The following is a 12,736-nucleotide window of genomic DNA, read 5'->3' as shown; positions in this document are numbered from 1 at the left end:
TTGTGGGAGAAGGTGGATCGGCGCGCAGCGCCGAGACGGATGAGGGGTGTTCCAGGGAACGCCAACGCCTCATTCCGCTGGAACACCCCTCATCCGGCCGCTTCGCGGCCACCTTTCCCCACAAGGGGGGAAGGAGGAGCGCGCATGACTCCTGCGCCAAGCCGTGCTATGCGCCGCGCTTCCAATCGTCCGGCGGATGCTGAAATCGGCCGCAAATCGCTTATATTGGCACCACCATGACTGTTTCGCTTGATCTTACCGCCGAAGGCGCCCGCGATGCTTTTCGCGCCCGCACAGCCGAGAAGCCGTCGCTGATCGGCCTGACGCGCGCCGAACTCGGCGAGGCGCTCGTCGGCGCCGGCATCGTGCCGGAGCGCCAGGCCAGGATGCGCGCCCAGCAGCTGTGGCATTGGATGTATGTGCGCGGCGTCTCCGATTTCGCCGGCATGTTCAACATTTCCAAGGATCTGCGCGCTGAGCTGGACAAGCAATTTACGGTCGCGCGGCCGGAGATCGTCGAGGAACAGATTTCGGCCGACGGCACGCGCAAATGGCTGTTCCGCTTCCCGCCGCGCGGCGCCGGCCGCCCGGTCGAGATCGAGACCGTGTATATCCCGGAGGAAGGACGCGGCACGCTCTGCATCTCCTCGCAGGTCGGCTGCACGCTGACCTGCTCCTTCTGCCATACCGGCACGCAGAAGCTGGTGCGCAATTTGACGACGGAAGAAATCCTGGCGCAATTGCTGACCGCGCGCGACCGTCTGGGCGACTTTCCCGACCGCGACACGCCCGACGGCGCCATCGTGCCGGCCGAGGGCCGGAAGGTGTCCAACATCGTCATGATGGGCATGGGCGAGCCGCTCTACAATTTCGAGGCGGTGAAGAAGGCGCTGCTCATCGCCTCCGACGGCGATGGCCTGTCCTTGTCCAAGCGCCGCATCACGCTGTCGACCTCCGGCGTCGTGCCCGAGATCTTCCGCACCGGCGAGGAGATCGGTGTCATGCTGGCGATCTCGCTGCATGCCACCAATGACGATCTGCGCGACCTGCTGGTGCCGATCAACAAGAAGTATCCGCTGAAAGAGCTGATCGCCGCCTGCAAGGCCTATCCGGGCCTGTCCAATGCCAAGCGCATCACCTTCGAATATGTGATGTTGAAGGACGTCAACGATTCCATCGAGGACGCCAAGGGGCTGATCAAGCTGCTCAAGGGTATTCCGGCCAAGATCAATTTGATCCCGTTCAATCCGTGGCCGGGCACCAACTACCAGTGCTCCGACTGGGAGACGATCGAGAAGTTCGCCGACTACATCAACAATGCCGGCTACGCCTCGCCGATCCGCACCCCGCGCGGCCGCGACATCCTCGCCGCCTGCGGCCAACTGAAGTCGGAATCGGAGCGCATGCGCAAGGTCGATCGCCTGGCGCTGGAAGCCATGATGATCGCGGGGCACGGCGAGGCGTGAGACGCCTCATCGCTTATTTCGTCCGTTTTGCGATCATCCTGTTCGGCTATGTCGTGGCGGCGCTGGCGGCTAGCGCTTTCCTCAACATCCTGGTCCTGGCGCATCTCGGCTATACGCCGGCCAATCCCGAGCCGGCGGCCACCGCCTCGCTCTATTTCTCGGTGCCTTTCGTGGCACTGTTTGCGGCCTATTTCGCTTTCATACCGGCGATTGTCGTCATCCTGATCGCCGAACTGCTCGGACGTCGTGACTGGCTCTTCTATGCGCTGGCCGGCGCAGTGGTGGCGGGCGTCTTCCTCGCTTTCGTCCACCAGGATGCCGACGTCAATTTCGACATCACCGAGATCAACGCCAGGCTGGCGATAGTCGGGAGCGGTATGATCGGCGGCATTTTCTACTGGCTTTGCGCCGGCCGCTGGGCCGGTAGCTGGCGGCGCGCGCCATTGTCTGAGCCGGAGCCTTGATCTTCTACTTCGCCTGCGCCGTCAGGATCTTGAGCGCGAAGGCCGAGAACACGCCGGCAAACAGATAGTCTATCACGCGCGTGGCGCGTGGGCTCGCCTTCATCGCCGCCGCGAACTTCTCGGCCGCCAGCACCATCGGCGCCGTCACCGGGATCGACAGCACGACGAACATCAAGCCGAGGAAGAACAGTTTTCCGGACGCATTCGGGTCGTGCGCGGAGACGAATTGCGGCAGGAACGTCATGAAGAACAGGATGATCTTCGGGTTGAGCAGGTTGACGCCGAGCCCCGCCGCCCAGCTGCGCAACAGCGAGATCTGCGGCCCCGTCTTCTTCTCCGGCGAGAAGGCCGACCCTTTGGTCACCGCCTGCCAGGCCAGGAACACCAGATAACCGGCGCCGAAGATCTTCAAGACGAGGAACGCCATCGGCGAAGCGACGATCAGCGCCGAGATGCCGACCACCACCAGCGTGGTGTGGATCAGCGTGCCGCAGAGCGCGCCGGCCAGGGAAGCGAAGCCCGCGGCGCGGCCCTGGCTCAGCGTGCGCGAAACGAACAGCGTCATGTCAGGCCCCGGCGTGATCGCCAGGATCATCGTGGCGATGGCGAACGGGATAAGCGTCGAAGTGTCGGGAATGAAAGACATCGGTCAGCCCCGGTGAACAAGGATTGGCCCAGCCTATAACGCAGCCGTCAAGGCTACGCCAGCAAACCGACCGCCGCCTGTGGGCCGATAGCGCTGGCTGGATCAGCGTTGGTCCCTTGCGCTGCCTGGAAACGCCGTGATACCTCGCCCGCGAAACTTTTCCCTGCGGAACCGCCAAAGATGTCCAAGATCCAGAACGTCAAGAAAGTCGTGCTCGCCTATTCCGGCGGCCTCGACACCTCCATCATCCTGAAATGGCTGCAGACCGAGCTCGGCGCCGAAGTCGTCACCTTCACCGCCGATCTCGGCCAGGGAGGCGAGCTGGAGCCGGCCCGCAAGAAGGCCGAGATGATGGGCATCAAGGACATCCGCATCGTCGATGTGCGCGAGGAATTCGTCGCCGACTTCGTCTTCCCGATGTTTCGCGCCAACACCGTTTATGAAGGCACCTATCTGCTCGGCACCTCGATCGCCCGGCCGCTGATCTCAAAGCACCTCGTCGAGATCGCCAAGGAGACCGGCGCCGACGCGATTGCGCACGGCGCCACCGGCAAGGGCAACGACCAGGTCCGCTTCGAGCTTTCGGCTTATGCGCTGAACCCCGACATCAAGGTCATCGCGCCGTGGCGCGACTGGTCGTTCAAGTCGCGCACCGACCTGATCAACTTCGCCGAGCAGCACCAGATCCCCGTGGCCAAGGACAAACGCGGCGAAGCGCCGTTCTCGGTCGACGCCAATCTTCTGCACTCCTCCTCCGAGGGCAAGGTGCTCGAGGATCCGTGGAACGAGCCGCCGGAATTCGTCCACCAGCGCACCGTCTCGCCGATGGACGCGCCGGACAAGGTCACCGAGATCGAGATCGAATTCCTGAAGGGCGATCCCGTCGCGCTCAACGGCAAGAAACTGTCGCCGGCCACCATGCTGGCCGCGCTCAACGACCTCGGCCGCGACAACGGCATCGGCCGTCTCGACCTGGTCGAGAACCGTTTTGTCGGCATGAAGTCGCGCGGCGTTTACGAAACACCTGGCGGCGCGATCCTGATCGTCGCCCATCGCGCGATCGAATCGATCACGCTCGACCGGGGTGCTGCCCACCTCAAGGACGAGTTCATGCCGCGCTATGCCGAACTCATCTACAACGGCTTCTGGTTCTCGCCCGAGCGTGTGATGCTGCAGGCGATGATCGACAAGAGCCAGGACGACGTCGAAGGCACGGTGCGGCTGAAGCTCTACAAGGGCAATGTCATCGTCACCGGCCGCAAGTCGAAGAAGACGCTTTATTCGGATGCGCTGGTCACCTTCGAGGACGATCGCGGCGCTTACGACCAGAAGGACGCAGAGGGTTTTATCCGCCTCAACGGTCTTAGGCTGCGGACATTGGCGGCGCGCAATCGCAAGAATTGATTTCGAACGGAAGCCCGGTCTGCCACCGGGTTTTCTGCACCGTCAAATAGTGCAACGTCGAGCAGTTGTTCGACGCATTGTAACCGATTGACCTTTTGTTCAGCTGGTCTAACGTCCTTTCCAGTAAACTTGGGAGGGGTGGGTAATGAGGCTGCGTCTTTTGGCGATGCTGGTGATGGTTGCAGTAATGATCAGCTGCCAGAGCGGTCAAGCGACCGCGATAAAAGATCCCAAGGCGGCATTGGCAGGTTGTCTCAGCCGAATGAAGCTAACCGATATCTCTGCCAAGCATGAACTTGCCTCGTTTATGGGTGTTTCCATGGAACGCATGCCTGCGCTGTTTTGTCAGCGTTTGCTGAATGCGGCACTCAGCGGCCGACTTACTCTCTCCGACATAAACAGGCTTCAACTCAGCCAGCCCACGGAAGTCTGGAAGATCATAAAAGGCAAATGACCTTCATCGGGTCGCACGGCACCCCATCGAAGCGGTGACACTCGGCCCTCTTGCGCTGACTCCAACAAAAAGCCCGGCGCGAAGCCGGGCTTTGGTTGAACGAAACTCCTGATCAGTTGGCGTCGATGGCCTCGCCGATGCGCGCGATGGCCTGCTGGTAGACGCTTGCCGAATTCCAGCCGGCGATGGCGCCCATATTGGCCTCATAGCTCGCACCGGCATGCCAGCCATGCGCCTTGAGGTAGTTGGCGGTGGAAGCGAGCGCCGTATTCCTGTCGCGCAGGTTTCTGCTGCCGACGCCATATTTCATGACGTTTCCGGGCAGGAACTGGGTGTGGCCGATCTCGCCATGCATGGCGCCGACCGACGACGCGCTCAACGCCCCGCTGTCGACCAGCTTCAGCGCCGCTATGGCATGCGGTTTGAAATAGTCCGGACGGCGGCAGTCATAGGCCAGCGTCACGATTGCCGAGACCGTGTTCTGGTTGCCCATCGAGGCGCCGAAACCGGTTTCCATGCCCCAGATGGCCAAGAGCACGCCCGGCGGCACGCCATAGGTGCGCTCGATATTGGCGAACATCGCCGCGTTTGCCTTCTTCATCGCGCGGCCCCTGGAGATGATCGCGGACGCGCCGCGGCGCTGCATGAAGCTTTCCACCGAACCGCTGAAGGCCTTGTGGATCGCCCGGTCGGCAGCGATCGTCCTGGTCGCGTAGGTGGCGCCCGCCAGTGCCGACAGGCCCCTCTGGCCGACACCGTTGGCCTGGGCCTCGGCGGCAAAATCCTGCTTCCAGGCGTCGAAGCCGGCGCCGTTCTTGCCGCAGCTCGCGGCGGCTTCAGCGCCAGTCGCCAGCGCCAGCGTCGCCACAATGGCGGCCGCGAAAATCCTTCCCTTGGCAAAAAATGCCATGCTGCTCTCTCCTGATTGCCTGAATCACGTCCCGGTTGCGAATTTGCCAGCGAAACGTCTGGTTGTCACCGCCCCCACGGGGGAGACCGCCCGACACTGGCGAAAGACAGGCAATTTGCCTACGATCAAGGGCTAACTGTGGCGGGCTTGCCTCATGAAAAACGGCGATGTTGTGATCGTGCGCGCTTATTGGGAGCCCTGGACCGGTTCGCGCCCGCCCCGCCGTGGCGAAATAACATGGGAACGCTTGGCACCGGCCTGCGTTTGGACGAGGCTCCGCTCATTGCCCGTCCCCTGCATGTTGAAAACACGATGAAACTGTTCGACTGCCCAAACTGCGGCCACCGTCTTTATTTCGAGAATGCCCAGTGCCTGAATTGCTCCAGTCTGGTGCTCTACGACCCGGACAAAGCGCGTTTCCTGCTCTCCGGCGCCGATGACGTATTGGCATGCGCGAACGCCGACGAATGTGCCTGCAACTGGCGGGCCGAGCCGGACCACAGCTTCTGCCGCGCCTGCGTGCTCAATCAGCTGATCCCGGACCTGTCGATCGACGGCAATCGCCGGCGCTGGATCCGCGTCGAGGCGGCAAAGAAACGCGCCATCTATTCGCTGCTCGCCTTCGGCCTGCCGGTCGCGTCCAAGGCCAATGCCGGCGACGAGATTGGGCTCGCCTTCGACTTCCTCGCCGACCCTATCGGCAGCGGCCCGGGCGGCGAGCGCATTCTGACCGGGCATGACAACGGCCTGATCACGCTCAACGTCGCCGAGGCGGATTCGGCCGAGCGTGAACGGCGGCGTGTGGAAATGGGCGAGAACTACCGCACCTTGCTCGGCCATTTCCGCCACGAACTCGGCCATTACTACTGGGATCGGCTGATCCGCGACGATCCCGAACGCCTTTCGGCCTTCCGCGCCCTGTTCGGCGACGAACGAGCGGACTATGAGCAGGCGCTGAAGGCCTATTATGCCAATGGCGCGCCGCCGGACTGGCAGCGGCGCCATATCTCCGCTTATGCGACGTCGCATCCTTGGGAAGACTGGGCCGAGACCTGGGCGCACCACCTGCACATTACCGACACGCTGGAGATGGTGCACGCGCTGAACTTTTCGCTTGGACGGCTGGAGACGGTGGGCGCCGAGGCCCTGCCGCGCGGCGATACCGGCGGGCGCCTGCAACCGGCGCCTGACGATCCCGATCGCGCCCCGGAGCCGTTCGAAACGATCCTCGCGCGCTGGCTGGTGTTGTCGGAAGCGTCCAATTCGATCAACCGATGCATGGGGCTGCCCGACCTCTACCCCTTTGTCATTTCCGAGGTGACGGCGCAGAAATTGACCTTCGTGCACGATCTTTTGACCGGCACGCCGAAAAAGCCTGGAACAATTCGTGAGCAGGCGGCGGCACTTTAGTCGGAACGCATGGACAGTGGTTTCGTTTCCGAGCCCGAGGGAGCGTTAAAACGGAGAGAAACCATGAAACCCGTATTGTTGCCGGCGATCGCCGGCGCGCTGCTCGCCATGTCGGGCGCGGCTCTTGCCGAAACCGCGGTTTCCGCGGTGACCGACCTCAATGTCCGTGCCGGACCCGGCCCGCAATATCCGGTCATCGGTGTGATCGCCGCCGGACAGTCGGCCACGCTCAGCGGCTGCATCGAAAACAGCAAATGGTGCACCATCGCCGAAGCCGGTGGAAAAGGCTGGGTCTATTCGGATTACGTCACCGCTGACTTCAGCGGCAGCCGCGTGATCGTCACCCGCCGCCCGGCTGATGCCGGCATCGCGGTCGTGGCGCCGCCGGCGGACGACGTCTATGGCAATGACAATTACACAGGCGCCATCGTCTCCGACGACGATGCCGGCACCATCGAGTCGATCGGCAGACCGCCGGCCGAGGTCGGCACCTATGTCACCACCCACCGCGTCGATCCGGTCTATCTCGACGGCGAGGTCGTCACCGGCGCCACGCTGCCCGACACGGTCGAGCTGCGCGAGATCCCTGACTACCGCTACCGTTATGTCTATGTGAACAACCAGCCGGCGCTGGTCGATCCCGGCACACGTCGCATCGTCTATGTGATGCGCTGATTGCGTTCGATCATCTCAAAGGCGGCCGCCAGCGATGGCGGCCGTTTTCGTTCGCGGCGCGTGGCGGCCCCGCCCTACGGTAATCGGGTGGTAACTGCGATCGCCTAGACCGATATGCTTGAAAGCATTCGGCAGGGGACCCGCGTGACGATCGAAAGTGCTGCCTTCGAGCGTTACCGGCGCTCGCCCAACGCAAAGACCAATTTGCTCCGCCTGCTCTTCGGGACAGTGATTGTCGTTGCCTTCTGGATGGCCGCGACGGCTCTTGTGCTGTTTGCCGGCACCTATGCCTATATCGTCTGGCGTCTCGGCCCGTCGACCGGGCAGTACATGCAGGATTTCCTGGGATCGCCGGTCGGCATTCTGAGCGCGCTGGCCTCGTTTGCCGGCATCTGGATTGGCCTGTGGGCAGCGATGCGCTTCGTGCATGGCGAACCGCTGGCGGCACTTTTCGGCGTCACTCGCCGCATTGCGGGCGGCGATTTCGTCAAGGGCCTGGTCGCGGTGCTGATCACGTCGCTGTTCTCGGAGATCCTGCTCTACTGGCTGCAGCCGCAGATCGCGCGCGGGCCGATCGCCCTGTCGTCCTGGCTGCTCTTCCTCATACCGATCGTGCTGCTTACCTTCCTGCAGACGTCGTCGGAAGAAATGCTGTTTCGCGGCTACCTGCCGCGCGCGCTCGCCTATCGCTTCAGGAGCCCGCTGATCTGGGCGGTGCTGCCGCTGCTTGTGTTTACCTCGCTGCACTGGAGCTCGGCCTCGACGCCGGCCATCAATGCTTGTGTATTGGTCTCGATCGGCACCTTCGCGCTGCTTTTGACGCTGCTGGTCTATGTCACCGGCAATCTCGGCGCCGGTTTGGGCGCCCATCTCGGCAACAATCTGACCGGCTTCCTGGTGATCTCGCACCAGGAAGGCTACAATGGCTTCGCCCTGCTCAATGCCAAGCCGCTGGAAGGCCCCGGCTGGACCAACTGGGACGCCGCCCTGATCGCCGCCATCGGCATTGTCAGTACCTTGCTGACCATGCTGTTGTTGTTGCACAGGCGTTCTCCGCTCAGGGTTGGAACGGGCAAGCAAGACCTGGGCTGATCGCTCTCAAATCGCGGGTGTTGACCTGGATTCCGGCTTTGTTTTTTATGCATGTCGTTGCCGCAAAACCGCCGCGCACTTTTGCGCGACATGCGTTGGCCTTGACTCTGCAGCCGATTTCCTGTCTAGAGCCGCTGAATTCCGCGACGAGTACACCTTCGCGAAAGCCGACCAGGACGCCAATGCCTCATCGAGGCGGGTGCTGTAAAGAGATCCTGGAGGCCAACACCCGGCAGCGCGATGCGCCCCCGGGTGCTTTTTGGTTTTGGCTTTTGCTTGGACACTTGGCGCGAACGCATTACCTCTCGGATCGAACCCGAACCGAGATCAAGGACCGCAGATGTTTGAAGCACTTCAGGAGCACACAAGAGGCGTGGAGGGCCATTGGCCCGACAGGGATCACCATGAATCCAAGGCGCTCTCGCGCGGCGGGTTGACCAATGTTTGAGTCCCTACAAGAGCGCCTTGGCTCCATCCTGAACGGCCTGACCGGCCGCGGCGCGCTCTCCGAGGCCGATGTCTCGGCGGCGCTGCGCGAGGTGCGCCGTGCGCTGCTCGAGGCGGACGTGGCGCTGGAAGTGGTGCGTTCCTTCACCGACAAGGTGCGCGAGAAGGCGGTCGGCGCGGCTGTCCTGAAGTCGATCAAGCCGGGACAGATGGTCGTCAAGATCGTCCATGACGAGCTGGTCGACATGCTGGGCGCCGAAGGCGTCGCCATCGATCTCAACGCGCCGGCCCCGGTCGTCGTCATGATGGTCGGCCTGCAGGGCTCGGGCAAGACGACGACTTCGGCCAAGATCGCCAAGCGACTGACCGAGCGTCAGAACAAGAAGGTTCTGATGGCCTCGCTCGACACGCGGCGTCCCGCCGCGCAGGAGCAGCTGCGCCAGCTCGGCGAGCAGGTCAAGGTCGCGACGCTGCCGATCATTGCCGGCCAGAACCCGGTCGACATCGCCAAGCGCGCTGTGCAGGCGGCCAAGCTCGGCGGCCATGACGTCGTCATCCTCGACACCGCCGGCCGCACCCATATCGACGAGCCGCTGATGGTCGAAATGGCCGACATCAAGAAGGTGTCGTCGCCGCACGAGATCCTGCTGGTCGCGGATTCGCTGACCGGCCAGGATGCCGTCAACCTGGCCAAAAGCTTCGACGAACGCGTCGGCATCACTGGCCTCGTGCTGACCCGCATGGACGGCGACGGCCGTGGCGGTGCGGCGCTTTCGATGCGCGCCGTCACCGGCAAGCCCATCAAGCTGATCGGCACCGGCGAAAAGATGGACGGGCTGGAGGAATTCCACCCCAAGCGCATCGCCGACCGCATCCTCGGCATGGGCGACATCGTCAGCCTGGTCGAGAAGGCCGCCGAAAACATCGACGCCGAGCAAGCGGCGGCGATGGCCAAGAAGATGCAGTCGGGCAAGTTCGACCTGAACGACCTCGCCCAGCAGCTTCAGCAGATGTCAAAAATGGGCGGCATGGGCGGCATCATGGGCATGATGCCCGGCATGGGCAAGATGAAGGACCAGATGGCCGCCGCCGGCCTCGACGACAAGATGTTCGGCCGCCAGCTCGCCATCATCTCGTCAATGACCAAGGCCGAGCGCGCCAACCCCGACATGCTCAAGCATTCGCGCAAGAAGCGCATCGCCGCCGGCTCCGGCACCGATGCCGCCGAGATCAACAAGCTCTTGAAGATGCATCGCGGCATGGCCGACATGATGAAGGCGATGGGCGGCAAGGGCAAAGGCGGCGGCCTCATGCGCGGCATGATGGGCGGCCTTGCCTCCAAGATGGGCCTCGGCGGTATGATGCCTGGCGGCATGGGTGGCGGCATGCCGGACCTGTCCAAGATGGATCCCAAGCAACTCGAAGCCTTGCAGAAGCAGGCACAGGCCGCCGGCCTGGGCGGCATGAAGGGCCTGCCCGGTGGTCTTCCCGGCGGCGGTGGTCTGCCCGGCCTGCCTGGCGGCATGAAACTTCCGGGGCTTCCCGGTCTCGGTGGTGGCGGACTGCCGGGCCTTGGCAAGAAGAAGTGAGAATACGGATGAACGAAGACAAGGACATCGCCGACGCCCGCACCATCCTGGCCGGCTACCGCGCCTCGATCGACAACATCGATGCCGCCCTCATCCACATGCTGGCCGAGCGCTTCCGCTGCACCAAGGCGGTCGGCGTGCTGAAGGCCGAGCATGGCTTGCCGCCGGCCGACCCGGCGCGCGAGCAGCAGCAGATCGCCCGTCTTCGCCAACTGGCCAAGGACGCGCATCTCGACCCGGATTTCGCGGAGAAATTCCTCAACTTCGTCGTCCGCGAAGTGATCCGGCACCACGAACAGATCGCCGCTGCCAACGGCGTGACGAAAACCGGCTGACAGGTGCATGTCGCCCAAAAGTGCTCAGCGGTTTTGGGGTAACGACATGCACAAACAAAAGGACAGCTAACCCAATCAACGAAATCAGAGTTTTTAGGAGAAAAGAAATGGCACTGAAGATCAGACTGGCCCGTGCGGGCTCGAAGAAGCGTCCTTACTACCACGTCGTCGTTGCCGACGCCCGTTCGCCCCGCGACGGCCGGTTCATCGAGTCGCTCGGCTCGTGGAACCCGCTGCTGCCCAAGGACGGCGAGCGCGTCAAGGTCGACGCCGACCGCGTCAAGCATTGGCTGTCGCATGGCGCCCAGCCGACCGACCGCGTGCTGCGCTTCCTCGACGAGGCCGGCCTTGCCAAGCGCGACGCCCGCTCCAACCCGAAGAAGGCCGAGCCGGGCAAGAAGGCGCAGGAACGCGCCGCCCTTTTGAAGAAGGCGCAGGACGATGCCGCCGCCGCCGTTGCGGCCGCTGCCGCAGCGCCCGCCGAGGCGGAAGCCGCGACCGCAGAGTAAGTATTGCTTCATCGCATCGACAAAACGGCGGGCCTGTGCCCGCCGTTTTGCTATTGTCCGGCAATGTCATGGCGGCATTCAGGCTGGAGCTGATGGGCGAGCAGGAAGTCACGGAAGAAATCCTGTCCGGTGTCGTTGTCGGAACGCTGTTGCGATGCGCTGACGCCACGACGGGCGTCGTCGTGTTGAGCGGATCGAGCGGCCGCGTCGACGTAGTCCGCGCCAGGCTGTTTGCCAGCCAACATGTATCTGCCCTGGCTCTCCAGTGGTTCAGCGGCGAGGGCCAGGTCCCCGGCATTTGCGAGATCCCCCTCGAGACTTTTTTCACTGCGACCGACCATCTTGTCAGGTTGGGATGCCGGCGCATCGTCTATGTCGGCACCTCCAAGGGCGCCGAGGCGTCGCTGCTCGTGGCGGCTCGTGATCCACGTGTCGACGCCGTGGTCGCGATCGGTCCGACATCGGTCGTCTGGGGCAATATCGGGCCGGGCCGCGACGGCATCAGTTGGCCGGAACGATCGTCGTGGACGCTTGCCGGGCAGCCTTTGCCGTTTGTCCCCACCGACCCGAACTGGACCCCAAGCCTCATCGACGGCCTCGTGTCCTACCGAGGGCTTTTCGAGCATTGCTTGAAAATCTTCCCGGAGGCTGTGCGCGGAGCCGCGATTCCGGTCGAGCTGACGCAGGCGGAGATCGTCCTGGTTGCCGGGGGTGACGATGCGCTGTGGCCCTCGCTGGCCTTTGCCGAGGCAATCATGCGGCGCCGAAAGGATGCGGGAAAAAGCACGCGCCTCGTGACCGCGCCAAATGCGGGCCATCGGATCCTTTTGCCGGGTGAAAGCACCCCTCGGTCGCGCTTGCATGCGCATGGCGGCAGTGACGACGCCGATGCCAGCCTTGGTCGCGAAGCCTGGGATTTTATCCGGGACTTGCTGTAGCGCAGTTGCACGAAAACGGCGGGCCCCTGCCCGCCGCTCTCTTTATCGATCGCTTTAACCCGAACCTGGCTCAGTAGCCGGACGGGCAGCGCGCCACATAAGTGCGTCCGTAGCGGTCGCGATAGCGGCACTGGCCGCTTTCGCTGGCATGGCCGATCAGCGCGCCGGCGACCGCGCCGACAGCGCCGCCGACCACCGCGCCTTGGACCGGATCGCCCGCCACCGCAGCGCCGACCGCGGCGCCGCCCAGGCCGCCGATCGCGGCGCCTTTTTCCGTTTGCGAGCACGCGCCGAGCGCGGTTGCCAGCACAAGAATGGTAATCGCTTTCTTCATTGTCAAAATTCCTCTCTCACGCGGGTCGCCGTCCTCGCCGCCAAGGCCATAACTCGCGGACGG

General features: G+C 63.5%; 14 protein-coding genes. 11 read left to right on the top strand and 3 right to left on the bottom strand.

Annotated features, from left to right (window positions below):
• The first annotated feature begins 236 nt into the window (after positions 1–236).
• Both rlmN and AB6802_RS17980 read left to right on the top strand, forming a co-directional pair.
• Entirely contained in the window at positions 237–1,466 is a 1,230-nt protein-coding gene (rlmN, locus tag AB6802_RS17985; protein ID WP_371011502.1) for a 23S rRNA (adenine(2503)-C(2))-methyltransferase RlmN, read from the top strand.
• On the top strand, positions 1,463–1,930 hold the full coding sequence (locus AB6802_RS17980) for a hypothetical protein (protein ID WP_371011501.1): 468 nt from the start codon (positions 1,463–1,465) through the stop codon (positions 1,928–1,930). Before rlmN ends, AB6802_RS17980 begins: the two co-directional genes overlap by 4 nt.
• 4 nt (positions 1,931–1,934) lie before the next feature.
• Here the strand turns inward: AB6802_RS17980 and AB6802_RS17975 are convergent, their stop codons facing one another.
• Entirely contained in the window at positions 1,935–2,576 is a 642-nt protein-coding gene (locus tag AB6802_RS17975; RefSeq protein WP_371011500.1) for a LysE family translocator, read from the bottom strand.
• A gap of 180 nt (positions 2,577–2,756) precedes the next feature.
• Here AB6802_RS17975 and AB6802_RS17970 point away from each other — a divergent pair, with 180 nt between their 5' ends.
• Positions 2,757–3,980 carry an argininosuccinate synthase gene (locus AB6802_RS17970; protein WP_371011499.1) on the top strand — a complete coding sequence of 408 codons (1,224 nt, stop codon included), beginning with the start codon at positions 2,757–2,759 and terminating at the stop codon, positions 3,978–3,980.
• Between the two features lie 145 nt (positions 3,981–4,125).
• The gene (locus AB6802_RS17965) at positions 4,126–4,434 is read left to right on the top strand and encodes a hypothetical protein (protein WP_371011498.1); all 309 of its coding nucleotides are present in this window, start codon (positions 4,126–4,128) and stop codon (positions 4,432–4,434) included.
• A 112-nt stretch (positions 4,435–4,546) separates the two neighbouring features.
• On the opposite strand, the gene AB6802_RS17960 is transcribed toward AB6802_RS17965, so the two are convergent.
• Positions 4,547–5,344 carry a lytic transglycosylase domain-containing protein gene (locus tag AB6802_RS17960; protein WP_371011497.1) on the bottom strand — a complete coding sequence of 266 codons (798 nt, stop codon included), beginning with the start codon at positions 5,342–5,344 and terminating at the stop codon, positions 4,547–4,549.
• 312 nt (positions 5,345–5,656) lie between these two features.
• On the opposite strand from AB6802_RS17960, the gene AB6802_RS17955 reads away from it, so the two are divergent.
• The 7 genes from AB6802_RS17955 (at position 5,657) to AB6802_RS17925 (ending at position 12,339) form a co-directional block, all read left to right on the top strand.
• Positions 5,657–6,754 carry a putative zinc-binding metallopeptidase gene (locus AB6802_RS17955; protein WP_371011669.1) on the top strand — a complete coding sequence of 366 codons (1,098 nt, stop codon included), beginning with the start codon at positions 5,657–5,659 and terminating at the stop codon, positions 6,752–6,754.
• A gap of 63 nt (positions 6,755–6,817) precedes the next feature.
• The gene (locus AB6802_RS17950; RefSeq protein ID WP_371011496.1) at positions 6,818–7,429 is read left to right on the top strand and encodes a DUF1236 domain-containing protein; all 612 of its coding nucleotides are present in this window, start codon (positions 6,818–6,820) and stop codon (positions 7,427–7,429) included.
• A gap of 144 nt (positions 7,430–7,573) precedes the next feature.
• Positions 7,574–8,521 (top strand): type II CAAX prenyl endopeptidase Rce1 family protein, encoded by a 948-nt coding sequence (locus AB6802_RS17945; RefSeq protein WP_371011495.1) that lies wholly within the window; start codon positions 7,574–7,576, stop codon positions 8,519–8,521.
• Between the two features lie 440 nt (positions 8,522–8,961).
• Positions 8,962–10,557, top strand: coding sequence for a signal recognition particle protein (ffh, locus tag AB6802_RS17940; RefSeq protein WP_371011494.1), 1,596 nt, complete (start codon positions 8,962–8,964; stop codon positions 10,555–10,557).
• Positions 10,558–10,565: 8 nt separating this feature from the next.
• Positions 10,566–10,892 carry a chorismate mutase gene (locus AB6802_RS17935; protein ID WP_371011493.1) on the top strand — a complete coding sequence of 109 codons (327 nt, stop codon included), beginning with the start codon at positions 10,566–10,568 and terminating at the stop codon, positions 10,890–10,892.
• Between the two features lie 107 nt (positions 10,893–10,999).
• Positions 11,000–11,401: a 30S ribosomal protein S16 gene (gene rpsP, locus AB6802_RS17930; protein ID WP_006202710.1), complete on the top strand. Its 402-nt coding sequence runs from the start codon at positions 11,000–11,002 to the stop codon at positions 11,399–11,401.
• Positions 11,402–11,469: 68 nt separating this feature from the next.
• Positions 11,470–12,339 (top strand): acyl-CoA thioester hydrolase/BAAT C-terminal domain-containing protein, encoded by an 870-nt coding sequence (locus AB6802_RS17925; RefSeq protein WP_371011492.1) that lies wholly within the window; start codon positions 11,470–11,472, stop codon positions 12,337–12,339.
• Between the two features lie 70 nt (positions 12,340–12,409).
• On the opposite strand, the gene AB6802_RS17920 is transcribed toward AB6802_RS17925, so the two are convergent.
• Positions 12,410–12,673: a YMGG-like glycine zipper-containing protein gene (locus AB6802_RS17920; protein ID WP_371011491.1), complete on the bottom strand. Its 264-nt coding sequence runs from the start codon at positions 12,671–12,673 to the stop codon at positions 12,410–12,412.
• Positions 12,674–12,736 lie beyond the last annotated feature (63 nt).

Source organism: Mesorhizobium sp. RCC_202 (genome assembly GCF_041355295.1).
Classification (GTDB): Bacteria; Pseudomonadota; Alphaproteobacteria; order Rhizobiales; family Rhizobiaceae; genus Mesorhizobium.
This window is presented reverse-complemented; position numbering and strand designations above follow the sequence as displayed.

Excerpts from the sequence above, each read along its gene's own strand:
- AB6802_RS17920 (WP_371011491.1), bottom strand. The coding sequence starts at position 12,673 with ATGAAGAAAGCGATTACCATTCTTGTGCTGGCAACCGCGCTCGGCGCG.
- AB6802_RS17950 (WP_371011496.1), top strand. The coding sequence starts at position 6,818 with ATGAAACCCGTATTGTTGCCGGCGATCGCCGGCGCGCTGCTCGCCATG.
- AB6802_RS17975 (WP_371011500.1), bottom strand. The coding sequence starts at position 2,576 with ATGTCTTTCATTCCCGACACTTCGACGCTTATCCCGTTCGCCATCGCC.
- rpsP (WP_006202710.1), top strand. The coding sequence starts at position 11,000 with ATGGCACTGAAGATCAGACTGGCCCGTGCGGGCTCGAAGAAGCGTCCT.
- AB6802_RS17925 (WP_371011492.1), top strand. The coding sequence starts at position 11,470 with ATGGCGGCATTCAGGCTGGAGCTGATGGGCGAGCAGGAAGTCACGGAA.
- AB6802_RS17935 (WP_371011493.1), top strand. The coding sequence starts at position 10,566 with ATGAACGAAGACAAGGACATCGCCGACGCCCGCACCATCCTGGCCGGC.
- ffh (WP_371011494.1), top strand. The coding sequence starts at position 8,962 with ATGTTTGAGTCCCTACAAGAGCGCCTTGGCTCCATCCTGAACGGCCTG.
- AB6802_RS17965 (WP_371011498.1), top strand. The coding sequence starts at position 4,126 with ATGAGGCTGCGTCTTTTGGCGATGCTGGTGATGGTTGCAGTAATGATC.
- AB6802_RS17970 (WP_371011499.1), top strand. The coding sequence starts at position 2,757 with ATGTCCAAGATCCAGAACGTCAAGAAAGTCGTGCTCGCCTATTCCGGC.
- AB6802_RS17955 (WP_371011669.1), top strand. The coding sequence starts at position 5,657 with ATGAAACTGTTCGACTGCCCAAACTGCGGCCACCGTCTTTATTTCGAG.
- rlmN (WP_371011502.1), top strand. The coding sequence starts at position 237 with ATGACTGTTTCGCTTGATCTTACCGCCGAAGGCGCCCGCGATGCTTTT.
- AB6802_RS17960 (WP_371011497.1), bottom strand. The coding sequence starts at position 5,344 with ATGGCATTTTTTGCCAAGGGAAGGATTTTCGCGGCCGCCATTGTGGCG.